This window comes from Allobosea sp. TBD101, assembly GCF_059817965.1.
This window is the reverse complement of sequence record NZ_CM187543.1, coordinates 2439583-2457699: the sequence shown is the minus strand read 5'-3', so window position 1 is coordinate 2457699 and position 18117 is coordinate 2439583. Positions and strand designations below refer to the sequence as shown.

Sequence of the window (18117 nt, the reverse complement as noted above, 5' to 3'; positions counted from 1 at the left end):
ATGCCCCGCGCCTCGCTTACCCTCGATCCCGCCACGGTCGCCGCCCGCATCGCCCCGCATGTCGCGGCCTGGAACAGCCAGACCTCGCCGGGAATGCTGATCGCCGTCCTCTCCGGCGGCGAGGTCGTGCATGAGGCCGCCTATGGCATGGCCGATCTCGCCAACGGCATCCCGCTCTCCAGCCGCTCCGTGGTGCGCATCGCCTCGCAGAGCAAGCAGTTCACCACCTGGCTGCTGCTGGCGCTGGAGCGCGAGGGCCGCCTGTCCCTGCAGGACGACGTCCGCACTCACCTGCCCTGGCTGCCCGATTACGGCCGGACGATCACCCTGCACCATCTCGCCTCGAATACATCGGGCCTGCGCGACATCCTGGAGATGATGACGATCGGCGGCGTGCCGATCCTCGCGCCCTCCTCGCGCCAATACGCCTGCGACGTCGTCGGCCGGCAGAGCGAGCTCAATTTCGAGCCGGGCTACGATCTGCTCTACAGCAACAGCAACTTCCTGCTGCTCTCCGAAATCCTGGAGAAGGTCTCGGGGCTCAGCTTCAACGACCTCCTGAAGGAACGGATCACCGGCCCGCTCGGCATGCACGACACGGCCTTGATGCCGCGCGACGACGTGATCCTGCCGCGGCTCGCCGGGCATCACCGCCGCGGGCCGGACGGCGCGTGGCTCAAGGCCGCCTGGGGCATCGCCATCGGCGGCGAAGGCGGCATGGTCTCGACCCTGCACGACATGATCATCTGGCAGCAGAACCTGCGGCAGCCGAAGATCGGCGACGCCCGGATGATCGCGCGCATGGAAGATGCCGGCGTGACGATCAACGGCGTCCCCTCGCCCTATGGCTACGGACTGGTGCGCGACAATGGCGACCTCGGCGAAGCGGCCGGCCATGGCGGCTGGATCGCCGGTGCTCGCTCGGAGTCGGTGCGCTTCAAGGATACCGATCTCGGCATCGTCCTCCTCGCCAATCATGACGATTGTGCGCCCTATGTCCTCGCCCGCTCGATCGCGCGCGACCTGCTCGGCGCCGTCAGCGAAGGGCGGAAGCAGGAATTCGACCTTCCCGCCGGCACCTATCGCGACGAGGCCGGCGACGATGCGTTCCAGATCGAGCTGCGCCAGGATCAGCCCTATCTGGTGATGAACATGGGCGGCGCCCCGCTCCTCCCCGTCGGCGATGACGGCTGGCAGCCGCAGGCCTCGATTCCGGCGTTCGCTCTGAAGCGAGAGGCCGGCGGCACGCTCTCGGCAACGCGCTTCGGCCGGACCCGCCGTTTCATTCCGATCACCCCGACCGCAACCCCGGTCGACCGCTTTGCCGGCAGGCGCTTCGCGGCACAGTCCGGCGCCTTCCATGGCGAGACCCGCAAGGCCGGCTCGGAGCTGCATCTCACCCTGTCCTCGCCCGAGGGCAGCCAGCGCGTGAAGCTCGTCGCCCATGGCGATGATTTCTTCTTCGCCCATCCGGTCAGCACCGAGGTTCATGACCAGTGGCGCGTCTGTCCCTGGGTGCTGCCCTGGCTCTTCACCGTCCGCATCACGACCGATCGCCTGATCATCAACAGCGATCGTACCAAGCGGCTGGTACTGAGCGAGCTTGGCCGGTAGGCGCCAGAACCACCCTTGTCATTCCGGGGCTTCGCGTAAGCGAAGAACCCGGAATCCACGACCGGGCGAGCCGCCAGCAACCGAACACCCAATATCTCTCACCCCGTCGTGGGTTCCGGGTTCGCGCCTGCGGCGCGCCCCGGAATGACAAAGCTCCTTCTTAAGAGCAGCCCATTCTCCCCAGCCGCTGCCCGCTTACCGCACTCACAACACCCCGGAGTGAAGTTCGGATTGCTCTGAATTGGCAATGCGGGTTGGCGCGCGGGGGGCTCCCGTCACACCTATCCCACCGTGAGCACCCATTTGCGCGTTGCGATGAACGCAACTCCTGCTGGCGTTGCGAATCGCGATGATGGGGCCAGATTGGCCGCATCGGGTGTTCGCGGGTCGCGAACAACCCGTTCCTGAATCGTCACCTACCATGGCAAGCTGGCGTCCCGATATCTGGCGGCAGAAACCAGAAAGGGACGATCATGGCTCTTCAACTCCGCGGCATCCATCACCTGACGGCGATCACCGCCGACGCGCCCGGTAACAAGCGGTTCTACACCGACACGCTCGGCCTGCGCCTCGTCAAGAAGACCGTCAACCAGGACGACACCTCGGCCTATCACCTGTTCTACGCGGATGGGCAGGCGAGCCCTGGCACCGACATCACCTTCTTCGACTGGCCGACAGCGCCGGAGCGGCGCGGCACGCACTCGATCTCGCGCACCGCGCTGCGGATCGCGGGCGAGAATGGCCTGAACTGGTGGCACGAGCGCCTGTCGACCAGCGGCCATGCCAAGTCTCCTGTCGCGCTTCTGGATGGCAGGGCCTCCTTCGACGCCGAAGACCCGGAAGGCCAGCGCCTGCGCTTCGTCGACGACGGGGGCAGCGGCGAGGCTCATGCCTGGTCAGGCAGCCCTGTTCCGGCCGAACACCAGATCCGGGGCCTCGGCCCGATCACGATCAGCGTCCCCGACCTCTCCCCGACGGAAGCGGTACTGACGCGGATCATGAACATGCGGCGCGAACGCAGCTACGCCTCGCCTGACGGCAAGGGCGAGGTGCATGTCTTCGCGATGGGCGCAGGTGGCCCTGCGGCCGAGTTGCATGTCGCGGTCCAGCCCGGCTTGCCGATCGCACGCCAGGGAGCCGGCGGCGTCCACCACGTCGCCTTCCGGACCCCGGATCTCGAAGGCATGACGGGCTGGGCGCGCCGTCTGGCGGAGAACCGGATTCCGTCCAGTGGCGAGGTCGAGCGCTACTATTTCCGCTCGCTCTACTTCCGCGAGCCCGGCGGCAACCTGTTCGAGATCGCGACCGATGGTCCGGGCTTCGCAGTCGACGAGCCGCTGGAGACGCTCGGCGAGCGGCTGGCCCTGCCGCCCTTCCTCGAGGGGCGGCGTGCGCAGATCGAGGCTGGCCTCAAGCCGCTGGCCTAGGACGGCGGGCTGCAGGGCGGGCATGCCTTGGTCAGCCCTATATCGCCTAGCCGCCGTTGGCGGCGAGGCAACTGCACGGGGCGAGGGCCTTGCCTTCGCCCCGAAACGCATTCAGGCCGTCAGCTCGGTCGACTTGATCATGTATTTGAACGCATCGGGGTCCAGACAGTCGAGCAGCGCTCCCGCGACCTCCGCCTGCGGATACATCAGGAAGCCGACCTTATGCTTTGAGCCCGGCAAGACGAGGTCGTGCGCGACATTGTAGCCGAGCCAGTTGCCCTCCCAGGCGCCGAACAGCACCCGCCGCGCCGCGACGACCTTCGGATCATCGACTGTGTTGTTTCCCGGGGGCTCCTCAAGGACGACCTTGCGGACATCCGCAGGATCGGTCGCCACCCAGCCATAGCCGTCGAGCCAGATCTCCGCCCGACAATGCTGGGCCTTGGTGATGACGTCCGAACCCGTGCCGAGGCTCTTGTAGCCGAACTTCGAGGAGGCGACGCGGATGCCGTAGATGTCTCGGGCCGGTATGCCGACACTGCGGACCAGCGCGACATAGAGCGCGTTCAGATCGGCGCATTTGCCGCTCAGATTGCCGGTCCGTAGCATCGAGCCGACGTCGCCTGTGCCACAGCCCCGGGTCTTGGCGTCGCGAAAGGTGTTTGCCACGACCCATTCATAGATCGCCCGCGCCCTGTCGAGGTCGCCAACCTTGCCGGCGGCTGCTTTCTCCGCGGTCTCTCGAACGATGCCGTCAGTCGGCATCAGTTCCGTCGCCTCGAGATAGAGCTTGCGGTCGGCCTCTCCCAACGCTGGCACGGCAGATTTCGTCGCAAGCTCCTCGGCCCGATCGCGCAATGAGAAGCCACTGCGGACCTCGACGCGCGGGGCGGTCTCGCCATCCTTGAAGACGAGGTGCAGAAGCTCGGCCCCGTATTTCTGATCACGGACGATCTCGGCGGACAGCGCATTGGTCTCCCAAGCGTTCTTGCCGGGCTTGATCCACTCATCCTCGCGCATCGAGGGCAGTGGAATCCAGGCCTGTGCCTTGCCGTTTGCCGGCAGATCGAGACGCGTCGCCACCTCGAAATCACGCCAGGCCCCAGGCTCGGGCGCGAAGGCCGCCACCTGCGCGCCGGCAGGGCCAGGGAGAGCCAAAGCGGCTGCAGCACAAGCACCGGTCTTCAACATGTCGCGACGGCTGATCATGGCGGCGTCTCCTTTTCCCCTCGGTTGTTTTTCGGTGGCGTGGAAGGCAAGGCCGCGAGCACTGCCGCAACCGACGGGCTCGTCCAATCGAGCGGCTCGGCAGCTTTGAACGCAGGCCTGAGACCGCGATCGAGCACGAAGCTCGTCGGCAAGCCCTCGACCTGCCAGGTCTTCATCGCGCCGCGGTCGCGATCGAGCAGGATCGGAAAGGCGACGGGGCGATCACGGAAGAAGTTGCGCACCCGCGCATCGACCTCGCCGACACTGACCGCGAGGATGGCCGGGCTGCCTTTCCCCACGGCGGCAAGAGCGTTCAGCGAAGCCATCTCCTCGATGCAGGGCGCGCACCAGGCGGCGAAGAAATGAACGATGACGGGCGCGCCGCGAAATTCAGCGAGATCGATGCCGGGGCCGTCAAGCTGGCTGAGCGCGAGCACCGGCACCGTCTCGGCGGGCCAAGGACGAAGTTCGTCGGCCGCACAAGGTGCACTGGCGATCACAAGCGAGACGGCGGCCAGCAGAATTCGCCGGAGCAGCTCCAGCCTGCAACCCAGTCGATGAGCGCCCCGAAACTCGGGAGCCTTGACGGCAGCCACAGCGCATCTTGCGGGCAAGCTTCAGGAAACGTCAATTTCTACTTTTGATGAGGCGAACGCGGGCAGAGCGGCAGCAGCGGAGCCGAGAGGTCGTGGCATGCCTGTCCGCCTGCTGCGGGTTGCCGAGCGGGAAAGCCTCGCCATGTGTTGGTTTCGGATCGCGGCCGGGCTTCGGCGTGCCGGCGAATTCTACGACGCCAAGATCGCTTCCGCACGTCTCGCATCTGGCCGGCGCCTCGCCTCCCTGATCGCAAGGCAGCCTGACCATCGACGACGAGTTCGACGACAGCCCGCTTGTCTTCGATACTCCCCGCTCTGCGTCGCCTGCGATCACGCCCGTCCCGACAGCAAGAGCAAGCCGGCGCAACTCGCGCCGCCAATCGTGGCGCATCCGACGCTCAGCTTGACGCCATCTTCGGCTGGAGCGGTCGCGGGATGGCCGCTCTGTACACAAGAAGGCGAACCGGACGTGGCTTGCTCAAGAGGTTGCCACGCTCCTGATCCCGGAAGCGAAATCGAACGTCTATTCCCGCCCCCCGTCATCAGGCGCGGGGAGCGCAGCTAAAAATGCAGGTAAATCAAATCATTAGAAAAGAGGTGGTGGGGGAAGCAGGACTCGAACCTGCGAAGGCATAGCCAGCGGATTTACAGTCCGCCCCCTTTGCCGCTCGGGACATTCCCCCGCCTGCGCCCTTGATCGGCTCTGTGAGCCCAGGGCCACCGACATGTCACTTTCGCGACGACCGGTAGGCGCGGCCGGACTTATGGTGACCGGGCCGCGCCCTGTCAACGGCAAAAAGACCGATCAGGCGAATTCGTTGTGAAGGCAAGGCAAGCCACCTGGAAAATCGGTCAATCCGCAGCCGACATGCGGCCCAGTACGAAGCTCACGCGCTCCGCGACGCTCACGCGGGGCAATTCGACGAGTGCGTAGCCGTAGCGGGGATAGGTTTCTGCCATGACCGCGCAGGTCCGCTCCGACTCGGCGAAATCCTGCTTGCGCTCGGCATCCTGCGAGAAGATCCCGCGCCAGGGCGGAGCGATGAAGACCGTCCGGCGGTAACGCAGTTCCCGCGCGGCCCGCTCGACAGGGCCGGGAACCGGCAGGCCGCAAAGCGCCAGATATCCCGCGATATCGGGGAGCCCCCGGTCGAAGAAGACACGCTCCCCGCCGGCACGAGCCTCGGCATGGCTGCGCAGATCGGCCGCCAGCATCAATTCGGCGAACAGCGCCGGATCGATCCAGGGCAGCCCCCGGCCACCGTTCGCCTGCTGCTCCCTGATGATCGCGCGTCCCGCCTCGGGGCGCACGACATGGCCATGGGCCGCCAGCGCCTCGATCAGGCTCGTCTTGCCCGAACCCGGACCGCCGGTAATCACGATCAGCCTGTCCGTTTCCTGTGGCATCTTGGCTCCTTTTCTCGTGGGATATGTCGGCAAAAGATGGTTCGCGCTGGCCAAGCGGCCCGTGCCGTGGCACGGCAATCCGGTAATCACTGGAGAGAGCGATGGCTCCGCCGTTCCGCCCGAAATATGCCAGGCCCGCAGGGGGCAGACAGGGCGCCCGCCGCCCCGACGGGCCGCCGCCGCACCGGCCGGGCGACATCGACGAGGCCGTGCTCTATGGCGTGCATCCGGTCGTCGAGGCGCTGAAGAATCCGCAGCGGCGCCACCGGCGCCTGCTCGCCACGGAGAATGGGCTGCGCCGCCTGCAGGAGCAAATCGACCCTCTGCCGCTCCAGGCCGAGATCGTGCGCCCTTCCGAGATCGACCGGCTGCTCACCCCCGATTCGGTGCATCAGGGCCTCTATCTCGTCTGCGATCCCCTGCCCTCGCCCGATCTCGACAGCCTGCCGGACGATGCCGTCGTGCTGGCGCTCGACCAGGTCACCGACCCGCATAATGTCGGCGCCATCCTGCGCTCGGCCGCAGCCTTCGCCGCGGCTGCCGTGATCGTCACGATCCGGCATTCCCCGGCGGCGACCGGCGTGCTGGCGAAATCCGCCTCCGGCGCGCTGGAACATGTGCCGCTGATCGCCGTGCGCAATCTCGGCGATGCGCTGGACACGCTGGGCAAGCGCGGCTTCCTGCGCGTCGGCTTCGATTCGGACGGTGACGTTTCGCTGGACGATGTCGCGCTGCGCCGCCCGCTCGTGATGGTGATGGGCGCCGAGGGCAAGGGCCTGCGCCAGCGCTCGCGCGAACTCTGCGACCATGTCGCGCGGCTCGAAGTGCCCGGCACGATCACCAGCCTCAACGTCTCCAACGCGACCGCGATCGCGCTCTACGCGGCCAGCCGGCGCCGCTGAGCGGCAGGCTCCCGGCGCCAGAAAAAGAGGCGCTTTCTGCGGTTTCCGGCCCGCAAAATCTCCCTCGCCGTTAGTCTCATAGACGAACGGTGCAAGACCAAGTGCCTGATTGCCCCTGCGACAATCCGCGCGCAATCCTCTGAAGCGAGCTGGAGTGACGGGACTCACCCGTCTTCCGGCCGCGCGGCCACCGTCACTGAGAACGTGAACCGCGCGAAACGAGGTTGCCGGGCTTAAGCCCCGGCTTCAGGGCTTCACCAGGGGAGACAAACGCCATGAGCATGGCATCGCAAGCATCGGGAACGAGGGCCACGCCCCGCCCGATGACCAAGGAGGAAAAGAAGGTCATTCTGGCCTCGTCGCTCGGCACGGTGTTCGAGTGGTACGACTTCTATCTCTACGGCTCGCTCGCCGCGATGATCGGCGCGCATTTCTTCTCGGCCTTCGACCCCAACACCCGCGCGATCTTCGCGCTGCTGGCGTTTGCGGCGGGCTTCCTCGTCCGGCCGTTCGGCGCGCTGTTCTTCGGCCGCCTGGGTGACCTCATCGGCCGCAAGTATACCTTCCTCGTCACCATCGTGATCATGGGCGCCTCGACCTTCCTGGTCGGCCTCCTTCCCAGCTACGCCACGATCGGCTGGATCGCGCCGGTGGTCCTGATCGCCCTGCGCATGCTCCAGGGCCTGGCGCTCGGCGGCGAGTATGGCGGTGCGGCGGTCTATGTCGCCGAGCACGCCCCCGTCGGCCGTCGCGGCTTCTATACCTCGTGGATCCAGACCACGGCGACGCTCGGCCTGCTGCTCTCGCTGATCGTCATCCTCGGCATCCGCACCACCATGGGCGAGGCGGAGTTCGCCGCCTGGGGCTGGCGCATTCCCTTCCTCGCCTCGATCTTCCTGCTCGCGATCTCGGTCTGGATTCGCCTCCAGATGCAGGAATCGCCGGCCTTCAAGAAGATGAAGGAAGAGGGCACGGGCTCGAAGGCGCCGCTCTCGGAGGCGTTCGGCCAGTGGAAGAACGCCAAGATCGCGCTGCTCGCACTGTTCGGCCTCACCGCCGGCCAGGCCGTCGTCTGGTACACCGGCCAGTTCTACGCGCTGTTCTTCATCCAGAGCATCCTCAAGGTCGATCTCTACTCGGCCAACGTGCTGATCGCCTGGTCGCTCATCCTCGGCACCGGCGGCTTCATCGTCTTCGGCGCGCTGTCGGACAAGATCGGCCGCAAGCCGATCATCCTGGCCGGCTGCCTGATCGCGGCGCTGACCTATTTCCCGCTGTTCAGCGCCCTCACCAAGGCCGCCAACCCGGGCCTCGCCGCTGCGCATGAGAACGTCAAGGTCCAGGTCGTCGCCGATCCCGCCACCTGCGGCTCGGTCTTCGATCCGGTCGGCGTGCGCACCTTCACCCAGCCCTGCGACATCGCCCGCCGCACGCTGGCGACCCAGGCGATCGTCTACACGCAGACCCCGGCCCCGGCCGGCACTCCCGCCAAGGTGACGGTCAACGGCAAGGATCTCGCGATCGACGCGACCTTCGCGGCGAACCTCGCCAAGGAAGCGGTTGCAGCCGGTTATCCGGCGGCGGGCGATGCCCGCATCGTCAAGACCGGCTTCGTCAACGCCCTGTTCAATGCGCAGTCGCTGACGATCATCGCGGTCCTGACCGTGCTCGTCATCTATGTGACGATGGTCTACGGCCCGATCGCTGCCGCGCTGGTCGAGCTCTTCCCGACCCGCATCCGCTACACCGGCATGTCGCTGCCCTATCACATCGGCAACGGCTGGTTCGGCGGTCTCCTGCCCGCCACCTCCTTCGCGATGGTGGCCGGTACCGGCGACATCTACTACGGCCTCTGGTACCCGATCGTGATCGCGCTCATGACCTTCGTGATCGGCATGCTCTTCGTGCCGGAGACCAAGGATCGCGACATCATGACCTACGAGAACAACTGAGCCTGAACGGCCAGCATCGTCGACGAGCCCCGCCTGGTCAGGCGGGGCTTTTCCTTTACCCAGGCACGCCCGCCCGTTCCCGCCGTGCCCTGCCGTGTTATTCTGCCCGCCAAGGCCCGGCATTGAGCCAAAGCCTACCCGCACCAGCGGTGACGATGAGCCGCCGTCAGATGCTTCCGACAAACAGGCCGGGCCGGTCTCAGGGAGTGGCGCGATGACAACCTACATCATGCTTGCCAATTGGACCGATCAGGGCGCCCGCAACGTCAAGGCCTCGCCGAGCCGCCTCGATGCGGCGAAGCAGGCGCTCAAGGAAATGGGCGGAGACATCAAGACGTTCTTCATGACCATGGGTAAGTACGACATGGTGATCGTCTGCGAGGCGCCCGACGATGCGGTCCAGGCGCGATTCTGCCTGCAGCTCGTGATGATGGGCAACGTCCGTGCCGAGACCCTCAAGGCCTTTCCTGAAGCGGCCTATCGCGAGATCATCCGCTCCGTGAGCTGAAATGCCCGCCGGGCGACGCAGCCAGGCCGATACGCGAACAGTCCTCGTGACGCCATCGCCCGTGCATGCCGCACCATGGCCGCCTTGTGGCCATGGCCGAGGCGCTTGCTCTGGCGGCCATCGGCTGGTAACCGCTACGACATCGCCGCCGAGGAGAAGATCTCGTCGGCGGCCTTCTGGCCAACCAGCCAGCAGCGCCGGCGTAGCACAGCGGTAGTGCAGCGGTTTTGTAAACCGAAGGTCGGGAGTTCGATCCTCTCCGCCGGCACCATCTCCCTCCCCCACACCGGGTGGATGGCCCCTCCTCGGTTTCTGTTCAGGGCCCCGGCATCGACGGGCAGTCCTGCGCGCGCGACCTGCTCCTACGGGGCAGGCTTCGCCGACGGCATCGAGATCACCTTGCCGTCGGGCATGATGATGTCGCCGGGCTTCTGGCCGGTCGCGCATTCGCCGAGGCGCTTCGCCTCGACCACGAGCTTGCGCTCCACCGGAGCGGATTGTCCGGGCATGCCGCTGATCTTCGTCGTCCCTTCGGTCCGGACGGTCGTCTGGAAATCGCCGGTGATGACGCTGGTGCCGGAAGCCTTGATCTGGCCGACAGTGCATTCCGTCTCGACGGCGTAGCCCGTGGCTGTCTTGGTCACCAGCATCTTCGAGCAGGCGCCGGCAGCCAGGCCTCCGACGGCCGACTGGTCGGTTCCTGGCCCGACGCATTGCTTGGCGGTGGTTTCACCGTCATTGCCCGTCGATTTGGTTTCCCACAGCCCGGGCTTGCGCTCCGGCAGCTGCTGCTGTTGTGCCGCCACGGGCAGCGCGATGAGGGAGCCGAGCACGGCGATCAACGCTAGTTTCATGGACGGTGCCTTCCAGAATGAATCGGCTAGCGCCGAGACAAGACGGGCGCCAAGGCCAGAATGAGGCGGTGCCATGCGCCGAATGGCACCGCCGCACCGAGGAGCTGCCTTGACAGATCGACCGCTCCGGGAACGTTTGGCGAGCCGCACGGTTATGTGTCTGGCTCAGCTCGGGAGGCTTCCATGAAAGCCATCGTCCTCACGTTAGCCCTTCTGCTTCCCGCGGGAATCGCGGCGGCGCAAACGCGCCCCTCGACCGTTTCGAGGCCCTGCGCGGCGAGCCAGCGCGATGTCCAGGTCAACGGCGCGATCGTTCTCGGGACGGGGGGCTATACCTATGATCGCTTCGTGCGCGATCGCGGCTTCTGCTTGGTGAATCAAGGAACCGAGCCGGCCTTCGTGCCGAGTGCCGATACCCAGGCCTGTTTTGTCGGCTACCGCTGCAAAGACAAGATGAGGTTCGACGACTGAGGTCGTCGTCGAGCGGAACCCCGCGCGCCGCACCACGTTTCTTCGTGGGGCGAAACCCCGGTTGAATCCAGGGAGGTTCGCATGCGTCGTCTTCTTCTCGTCACGGCTTCCGTTACACCGCTGCTTCTGGCCACCGGCCTTTCGGCATCGGCCCAACGCCAATTCGGCGGCGCCGGCTTCCGGCATGGCGGCTTCCATGCGCGCGGCATCGGCATGAGGCCGTACGGGATGCGGCCGTACGGGATGCGGCCGGCATTTCCCGCCTATCGACCACATATCCGCGCCGGCTGGTATGGCGGCGGCTGGGGCTGACGTTACGCAGGACGTTATCCCTATCGCGGCTATCGTGGCAGCTATCCCTATTGGGGCGCAGCCACGGACCTGGCTGCGGCAGCAACGCTCGGTGCGATCGCGACCTATCCGGCCTACCCCGTCTACCCCAGCTACCCCGTCTATCCGGCCTATGAGGTGGTGCCGGCCGTGGACGGAGGAATGTGCGGCACGCCGGTCAAGACCTGCACGCTCTATGAGCCTGCACCGCTCGGAATCGGCTGCTCCTGCCGCGTGCCGGGCGGCCATGCCCGAGGCGTCGTCATCGGCCCTTGAGCTGTCTCGTCGGCCGCACGCCATTCCATGGCTGGCGGGCAGGCGCGATCATGGCTAGAAGTCGCAGCTCGCGATGCCGGCATGCCGCGCACCGACCCCTTCGCTGGACCGACGAACCGGAATGGACGACCGGACACAACTTCTTGCGCTCGCGGCCCGCTGCGAGGCTTCCAGCAAGCCTGATCGCGAGCTCGACGCCGATATCTACGAGGCACTGGGCTTCGTCGTCAGGCGCAAGCCGGCGCAGCTGGTCAACCGGCGCACGCCGGCCGGCGGCATCTACCAGCACGGCTCGTTCTGGAAGACGCTCGGCACCGTCAGCGCCGATATCGACATCGCCGTCTCGCTGTTGCGGCAGAAGGCGCCCGGCTGGAGCTGGAGCCTGCAATGCCTTGCGAACGAGGAGACCCTGGCCTTCCAGGCGCTCGTCGCAGACTGCTCCGGCCAGGGCGTCATGGGCTCGCTCGCGCTCTGCGCCGCGATGCTGCGCGCGCTGGCGCGGCGCGATCCGGCTGCCCCGGATTCCGGCCTCACGGAAACTTGACCTTCCGGCAAGCCCTCGCGGTTGAAAGCAGGATGACCGTCGCTAGTCTGCCTGCCACCCGAGGGGAGAACAGACCATGCAGGATATAGAATTCTCGCGCCGTGCCGCCCTTGTTGGCGCCGGCGCGCTCGTTGCGGCTGCGACACTCGATCTGCCCGGCGTCAGCCCGGCCCAGGCACAAGGCGTCCCCGTGAATCAGGCTCCCGGTTTCTATCGCTACAAGATCGGCGACATCACGCTGACTGCGATCAATGACGGCTTCGGCAGGCGCCCGCTCGAAGGCTTCGTTCGCAATGCCGAACTCGCCGACGTCAAGAAGGCGATGGAGCAGGCCTTCCTGCCGCAGGACGCGCTCAACATCACCTTCACCACGCTGGCAATCCAGCATGGCGGCAAGCTCACCCTGGTCGACACCGGCAACGGCGATTCCGGCGCGCCGACCTCCGGCACCTGGATGGCAAACTTCAAGGCCGCCGGCTTCGATCCGAAGGACGTCTCCAGCGTCGTCTTCAGCCATTTCCACGGCGACCATATCAACGGCTTCCGCCTGAAGGACGGCACGGCCGTATTCCCCAACGCCGAGGTGATGGTGCCGGCGGCCGAATGGGCCTTCTGGATGGACGACGCTCGGATGAATGCCGCTCCCGAGGGCATGAAGGGCGCCTTCGCCGGCGTGCGCCGCGTCTTCGCACCCGTAGCCAAGGACGTGAAGCAGTTCGAGCCGGGCAAGGAGCTCCTGCCCGGCCTGACCCCGGTCGCGGCCCCCGGCCACACGCCCGGCCACACGGTCTTCGCGCTGAGCTCCGGCAACGGCAAGCTGATGATCATGTCGGACACGACCAACCATCCCGCCCTTTTCGTGCGCAATCCCGACTGGTCGGCCGTGTTCGACATGGACGGACCGCAGGCGGCAGCGACGCGGCGCAAGCTGCTCGACATGGTCTCGGCCGAGCGCATGCAGGTCGCCTTCTATCACGCGCCCTTCCCGGCAACGGGCCATATCGCCAAGGCTGGCAACGGCTTCGAGCTGGCGCCGGTGCAGTGGAGCACGGCGATCTGACCAGCCGTCCGGATTGTTTCGCATCGAGGCCGGGCATGTCGCCCGGCCTTTTTCTTGGACGTTCGGCCTCGCGGCCGGCGGTCCGGTCATGGTAAGCCTGCCCCGACACCGCAGGGCCTGCCGTTTCAGGACACGCTATGACCGAACGATTCGGCGCGATCTCCTTCGTCGCCAGCGACACTCCTGAAGCGCAGGCAGCGCTCGACAAGCTCGTCGAGCGCTACGGCAATGCCGATCCGGCCGCAGCCGATGTCGTGGTCGCGCTCGGCGGCGACGGGTTGATGCTGCAGACGCTCCATCGCTTCCTCGGCACCGGCAAGCCGATCTACGGCATGAACCGTGGCTCGGTCGGCTTCCTGATGAACGAGTTCAAGGAGCGCGGCCTGACCAAGCGGCTGGACGCAGCCCAGCGCAGCATCGTGCATCCCTTGTCGATGCAGGCCATCGACCGCAACGGCGCGACCGTGCAAGCCAAGGCGATCAACGAAGTCTCGCTGCTGCGTCGCTCCTATCAGGCCGCGAAGCTGCGCATCTCGGTCGATGGCCAGGTGCGCCTGTCCGAGCTCACCGCCGATGGCCTCCTGCTGGCGACTCCGGCCGGCTCGACTGCCTATAATCTCTCGGCCAACGGCCCGATCCTGCCGCTCGACGCGCCACTGCTCGCGCTGACGCCGATCTCGGCCTTCCGGCCGCGGCGCTGGCGCGGCGCCCTGCTGCCGGACCACGCCAAGGTCTTCATCGAGGTGCTGGAAGCCGACAAGCGCCCCGTCAGCGCCGTCGCCGATCACACCCAGATCGACGAGGTCAGCTCCGTCTCGATCGAGATCGATCGCAATGTCGATCTGGTCATGCTGCACGATCCCGGCCACAGCCTGGACGAGCGCATCCTGCGCGAGCAGTTCGGCTACTGAGGGCCGGGCTGCAAATGCAGCCCTCATCCTGAGGAGCCGCGGCACGCGGCGTCTCGAAGGATGATCCAGAGGTCTCGGGAGCCTCCTGAAGCATCCTTCGAGACGCGATCCTCACGGATCGCTCCTCAGGATGAGGGCTCGCAGGGTATCGCCAAACCGGCTTCTGCGGCTGTTTCGGCCGCTCAGGCCGCGTCGCGCAGATCGCTCTCGGCGAGTTCGATCAGGAAGGACGGATCCGCCTCGACCAGCAGCGCGAGCGCGGCATCGTCGGCCAGAGAATCCGCCAGGCTGCGCGCCTCCTCGCGGGCAGCCTCCGCATCCATACGGCGCAACAGGCCCATCAGCCCGTCGACCTCCGGTCCTTCCAGCCGCTCGCAGGCGATCAGCACCGCGCGCAGAAGCCCGCGGTCGATGCCGTTACTGGCCCCGCCGCGGTCGAAGCCGCGCGCATTGAGGGCAAGGATGGCGGCGGAAAAGGCCGGCTCCAGCGAAGCCGGCAGCCCGGCCTTGCGGCAGAGCGCCTTGAGTCCCGCGCCGCGCTTGTCGCGCAGCAAGGCCGCGACGCGCTCTTCCGGCAAGCCGGACAGCGAAACGAAAGCAGCCTCGGCCAAAGCCGGCTCGCCGCAGAGCAGGGAGCGCAGGATCAAACCTGAGGTCAGCCGGCCGGTGACCCTGAGCACCTCGACGATGGCCGGCGCATCGCTCGCCTCGCCGCCGGCCGCGAGCGCGACCGCGACCCGTTCGGTCGATTCACGCGCCAGCCGGGCACTGCGTTCCGGCGTCAGCCAGCCGCAGCCCGTGATGAAGCTCGCCAATGTGTCGGAAACCCTGGCCGCGATCGTCTGCCGCAGGCCGCCCGGCAGATCGACGCGCTCGAGCAGCGCCTCGCGCAGCGCGCCGCTGTCGCCATGGCGCTCGATCATCCGTTCCAGTGAGAAGTCGGGAATTTCGGCGGTGCGGTTGCCCGCGAGCGTGACGAGCGCCTCCTCGCAGCCGACTTCGGCCAACGCCGCACAGACGCTGACCGGCAGGCAGCGGCGCATGGCGATGGCCTTCTGGGCGAGCATGTCGCCGACAGCGGCGGCATCGACCAGATCGGCCTCGGTCAACACCGGCGAATGTGCCAGGACCAGCGCTGCGACATCGCTCTGCTCGGCGATCAGGCAAAGCGCGAGATTGCGCGGCGTGCGCATCGAGGGCGCCATTTCCTCGGCGATCGCGCGGCGCACCAGCGGCGAGGGATCGTCGATCAGCGCCATCAGCGCGGTCTCGGCCTCATGGCGGTCCTCGTCGGACATGCCGGAACGCAGATAAGCTCCGGCCAGCGCGGCGGCCCCGCTTGCACGGGCCTCGGCAGGCGCGGTCCGGGCCCAGAGCAGGAAGCGCCGAACGATCATGTTCCGCTCCGCTGGATCATGAAGGAAGACAGGTCGAGCGGCCCGTTGCGGCGCTTGCCTGCCGGCTGTGCGGCCGCGAGGTCGGGCTGGGACAGGTCACTCGGGCGCGACGGCGGCAGCGGCGCGTTGACCGCCTTGGCCGGAGAACTGACGATCGATCCGCTCGCCGCGGGGCTCGCGTCGGACATCGTGCCCTCACTCTGCCCGCTGCGCGGGAAATAGCGCTCGCCGCCTTCGAGCGAAGCCATGCGCGTGCCACCCCGAGGCGGTGTCGTCCAGAGATTGGCGACCGCCTTCGAGACGGGGTCGCGCGAGCCGCCGGTCGAGAACAGACCGACGAGCCCCTTGGCGCGCTCGGGCCGCAGCGCCGCCGCGATCTCGGCGACCGGAATATCGCCCTGCCCCGCCTGCGCGTTCGGCGCCACTTTGGCGGCAACCTGCGTGCTGGCATGGCTGGCCGCCAGCACGCCATAGACCTCCTGCACGCTGCGCGCGCGGCCGGCCTTGTCGTAGAAGATGCCGCGGTTGGCGGCGGCGGCCTCCGGGAAATCCCGCGCCGCGACGCGGCTGGGATCGCTCGCGGCAGCGCGGATCAGATCGGAAGCGCCGCGCGCGCCGAGCACATGCGCCATATAGAGCTCGCCGGCCTGCGGCTGGCGGCCGAGGCTGCCAGCAAGCTGGTCGCGATTCTTCTGGGTCAGCGCGCCGGCCATCACGGCCGCGACCTGCGGATCGTTGCGCAATTGCAGAATCTTCTCGCGCGCAGCCGGGTCGGAGACGCTGAGGCGCCCGCCGCTCTCGGTGATCGCGTCGGCATATTGCGAGAGGCCCTGCTTCGGCCCCTCCTGCTTGACCATGGCGAGCCAGGTCTGCTCGATGAACTGGAAGAGCCCCGTGGCGCTCGATGTGCTCGCCTTGGCCGTCGGCTCCAGCGAGGATTCCCGCTGCGCCGTCTTGAGCAGATAGTCGAACCCCGCCCCCGTCCGCGCCGCACCTTGGCGGATGGCGCTGACGACCGGGTTCGCAGGCTGCGTTTCGCGGCTCTGGCTCTGCGGCGTGGTGAAGAGGAACATCGAGACCTTCGGTAGCGGCCCGCGCGCAGTGCTCGGGCACGCTTAAGAAACTCCTCCATTATGGTAAGCGAACCGTTAAGATCGGCCCCGCACAGGGGCGCGCTCGCGCTTTCCGCTTCCCTCCCGACGGAGGTCACACTACGACTTCTGGTTCCGGCTCAGCAGCCAGCATGAAGAAGGCGGAGGCGTCTATGGCGGATGTGGTGCGTCACAAGCGTGGCGGGATCTATTTCGAGGATTTCCAGGTCGGCGCGGTCATCGAGCACGGCCTGACCCGCACCGTCACGCAGATGGACAACATGCTGTTCTCCAACATGACGTTGAACCCGCAACCCCTTCATATCGATGCGCATTTCTGTGCGACCGAGACCGAATGGGGCAAACCGCTGATGAACTCGCTGTTCACGCTCGGCCTGATGATCGGCATCTCCGTCAACGACACCACGGTCGGCACCACCATCGGCAATCTCGGCATGACCGACGTGCTCTTCCCGGCGCCGCTCTTCGAGGGCGACACCATCAACTGCACCACCGAGATCGCGGCCAAGCGCGAGTCGCGCTCGCGGCCCGATGCCGGCATCGTCGAGTTCGTGCACAAGGCCTACAAGCAGGACGGCACCTTGGTCGCCCAGTGCCGCCGCCAGGCCTTCATGCGCAAACGTCCGAGCCCCGAGACGGTCGCGGTCTGATCGATGCGCTCGCTCCTGTTCGTGCCGGGCGACAGCCCGAAGAAGCAGCAGAAGGGCCTGGATTGCGGCGCTGATGCGCTGATCCTGGACCTTGAGGATTCCGTCGCGCTCGACGGCAAGCCGCAGGCGCGCGAGGTCACCCGCGCCTTTCTCGAATCCACCCGCGCCTTGCCGAAGCGCCCCCTGCTGATCGTCCGCATCAACGGCCTGACGACCGGCATGAGCGACGCCGATCTCGACGCGGTCATGCCGGGCGCGCCCGACGCGATCATGCTGCCGAAATCGGAAGGCGGCACCGATGTCGGCCACCTCGCCGCCAAGATCGCGGTGCGCGAGGCCGAATCCGACCTGCCGGACGGCATGACGCGCATCCTTCCGATCGGCACAGAAACCGGCAAGGCCATTTTCGGGCTCGGCAGCTATAGCCGCTCCTCGCACCGCCTGATGGCGCTGACATGGGGAGCGGAAGACCTCTCGGCCGATCTCGGCGCCGAAACCAACCGGCTGGAGGACGGCTCCTATGCCGACCCCTATCGCCTGGCGCGTGCGTTGACGCTCTTCGCGGCGACGGCGGCGCAGGTCGACGCGATCGACACCGTCTTCACCAATTTCCGCGACGATGCCGGCTTCCGGGCCGAATGCCTCGCCGCGCGCCGCGACGGCTTCACCGGCAAGATGGCGATCCATCCGGCGCAGGTGCCGATCATCAACGAGATCTTCGCGCCCTCGCCGGCGGCCCTCGCCAAGGCCCAGCAGATCATCGCGCTGTTCGAGGCCAATCCCGGCGCCGGCGTCATCGGGCTCGATGGCGAAATGCTGGATCGCCCCCATCTGATCAAGGCACAGCGGCTCGTCGCGCGAGCTCGCAAACTGGCTGAATGAACCGCCGGAGGCGAT

The 18117-nt window shown here is 67.0% G+C and carries 18 protein-coding genes and 2 tRNA genes; 13 read left to right on the top strand and 7 right to left on the bottom strand.

All coding sequences use genetic code 11. From position 1 onward, the window contains the following. Positions 1-1614: a serine hydrolase domain-containing protein gene (locus tag AC6RIC_RS12000; protein ID WP_499736331.1), complete on the top strand. Its 1614-nt coding sequence runs from the start codon at positions 1-3 to the stop codon at positions 1612-1614. Positions 1615-2087: 473 nt separating this feature from the next. After that, complete coding sequence (locus AC6RIC_RS11995) at positions 2088-3041, top strand: ring-cleaving dioxygenase (protein WP_499736330.1); 954 nt, start codon at positions 2088-2090, stop codon at positions 3039-3041. A 111-nt stretch (positions 3042-3152) separates the two neighbouring features. Here AC6RIC_RS11995 and AC6RIC_RS11990 read toward each other — a convergent pair whose 3' ends face one another. The 4 genes from AC6RIC_RS11990 to AC6RIC_RS11975 form a co-directional block, all read right to left on the bottom strand. Next, positions 3153-4250, bottom strand: a complete 1098-nt coding sequence (locus AC6RIC_RS11990) for a transglutaminase-like domain-containing protein (RefSeq protein ID WP_499736329.1) — start codon at positions 4248-4250, stop codon at positions 3153-3155. Beyond that, positions 4247-4846, bottom strand: coding sequence for a TlpA disulfide reductase family protein (locus AC6RIC_RS11985; RefSeq protein WP_499736328.1), 600 nt, complete (start codon positions 4844-4846; stop codon positions 4247-4249). Before AC6RIC_RS11985 ends, AC6RIC_RS11990 begins: the two co-directional genes overlap by 4 nt. Before the next feature lie 598 nt (positions 4847-5444). Beyond that, positions 5445-5529: transfer RNA gene (locus AC6RIC_RS11980), tRNA-Tyr, on the bottom strand. Positions 5530-5698: 169 nt separating this feature from the next. Beyond that, the gene (locus AC6RIC_RS11975; protein ID WP_499736327.1) at positions 5699-6253 is read right to left on the bottom strand and encodes an AAA family ATPase; all 555 of its coding nucleotides are present in this window, start codon (positions 6251-6253) and stop codon (positions 5699-5701) included. A 101-nt stretch (positions 6254-6354) separates the two neighbouring features. Between AC6RIC_RS11975 and rlmB the strand changes: the two genes are divergently transcribed. The 4 genes from rlmB to AC6RIC_RS11955 all read left to right on the top strand — a co-directional run bounded on the left by rlmB (position 6355) and on the right by AC6RIC_RS11955 (position 9886). After that, a complete protein-coding gene (gene rlmB / locus AC6RIC_RS11970; protein WP_499736326.1) occupies positions 6355-7155 on the top strand; it encodes a 23S rRNA (guanosine(2251)-2'-O)-methyltransferase RlmB in 801 nt (266 codons plus the stop codon). A 323-nt stretch (positions 7156-7478) separates the two neighbouring features. Continuing rightward, positions 7479-9107, top strand: coding sequence for an MFS transporter (locus AC6RIC_RS11965; RefSeq protein ID WP_499736325.1), 1629 nt, complete (start codon positions 7479-7481; stop codon positions 9105-9107). A 214-nt stretch (positions 9108-9321) separates the two neighbouring features. After that, positions 9322-9615: a GYD domain-containing protein gene (locus AC6RIC_RS11960; RefSeq protein WP_499736324.1), complete on the top strand. Its 294-nt coding sequence runs from the start codon at positions 9322-9324 to the stop codon at positions 9613-9615. A 196-nt stretch (positions 9616-9811) separates the two neighbouring features. Continuing rightward, positions 9812-9886: transfer RNA gene (locus AC6RIC_RS11955), tRNA-Thr, on the top strand. Between the two features lie 91 nt (positions 9887-9977). Here the strand turns inward: AC6RIC_RS11955 and AC6RIC_RS11950 are convergent. Further along, positions 9978-10469 carry a DUF3617 domain-containing protein gene (locus AC6RIC_RS11950; protein WP_454656489.1) on the bottom strand — a complete coding sequence of 164 codons (492 nt, stop codon included), beginning with the start codon at positions 10467-10469 and terminating at the stop codon, positions 9978-9980. Between the two features lie 183 nt (positions 10470-10652). Here AC6RIC_RS11950 and AC6RIC_RS11945 point away from each other — a divergent pair, with 183 nt between their 5' ends. From AC6RIC_RS11945 to AC6RIC_RS11925, 5 genes are all read left to right on the top strand, one after another. Continuing rightward, positions 10653-10940 carry a hypothetical protein gene (locus AC6RIC_RS11945; RefSeq protein WP_454656488.1) on the top strand — a complete coding sequence of 96 codons (288 nt, stop codon included), beginning with the start codon at positions 10653-10655 and terminating at the stop codon, positions 10938-10940. Between the two features lie 81 nt (positions 10941-11021). Continuing rightward, positions 11022-11252: a hypothetical protein gene (locus tag AC6RIC_RS11940; RefSeq protein WP_499736323.1), complete on the top strand. Its 231-nt coding sequence runs from the start codon at positions 11022-11024 to the stop codon at positions 11250-11252. Positions 11253-11667: 415 nt separating this feature from the next. Then, entirely contained in the window at positions 11668-12090 is a 423-nt protein-coding gene (locus tag AC6RIC_RS11935) for a hypothetical protein (RefSeq protein ID WP_454656486.1), read from the top strand. A 76-nt stretch (positions 12091-12166) separates the two neighbouring features. Then, complete coding sequence (locus AC6RIC_RS11930) at positions 12167-13150, top strand: MBL fold metallo-hydrolase (protein WP_499736322.1); 984 nt, start codon at positions 12167-12169, stop codon at positions 13148-13150. Positions 13151-13287: 137 nt separating this feature from the next. Beyond that, positions 13288-14061, top strand: coding sequence for an NAD kinase (locus tag AC6RIC_RS11925; RefSeq protein ID WP_454656484.1), 774 nt, complete (start codon positions 13288-13290; stop codon positions 14059-14061). A 182-nt stretch (positions 14062-14243) separates the two neighbouring features. Here AC6RIC_RS11925 and AC6RIC_RS11920 read toward each other — a convergent pair whose 3' ends face one another. Next, on the bottom strand, positions 14244-15458 hold the full coding sequence (locus tag AC6RIC_RS11920) for a DUF2336 domain-containing protein (RefSeq protein ID WP_499736321.1): 1215 nt from the start codon (positions 15456-15458) through the stop codon (positions 14244-14246). Then, positions 15455-16531 (bottom strand): lytic transglycosylase domain-containing protein, encoded by a 1077-nt coding sequence (locus AC6RIC_RS11915; RefSeq protein WP_499736320.1) that lies wholly within the window; start codon positions 16529-16531, stop codon positions 15455-15457. Before AC6RIC_RS11915 ends, AC6RIC_RS11920 begins: the two co-directional genes overlap by 4 nt. Positions 16532-16701: 170 nt before the next feature. On the opposite strand from AC6RIC_RS11915, the gene AC6RIC_RS11910 reads away from it, so the two are divergent. Both AC6RIC_RS11910 and AC6RIC_RS11905 read left to right on the top strand, forming a co-directional pair. Further along, on the top strand, positions 16702-17220 hold the full coding sequence (locus AC6RIC_RS11910; protein WP_499736319.1) for a MaoC family dehydratase: 519 nt from the start codon (positions 16702-16704) through the stop codon (positions 17218-17220). 3 nt (positions 17221-17223) lie between these two features. Further along, positions 17224-18102, top strand: a complete 879-nt coding sequence (locus AC6RIC_RS11905; protein ID WP_499736318.1) for an HpcH/HpaI aldolase/citrate lyase family protein — start codon at positions 17224-17226, stop codon at positions 18100-18102. The last annotated feature ends 15 nt before the right edge of the window (positions 18103-18117 follow it).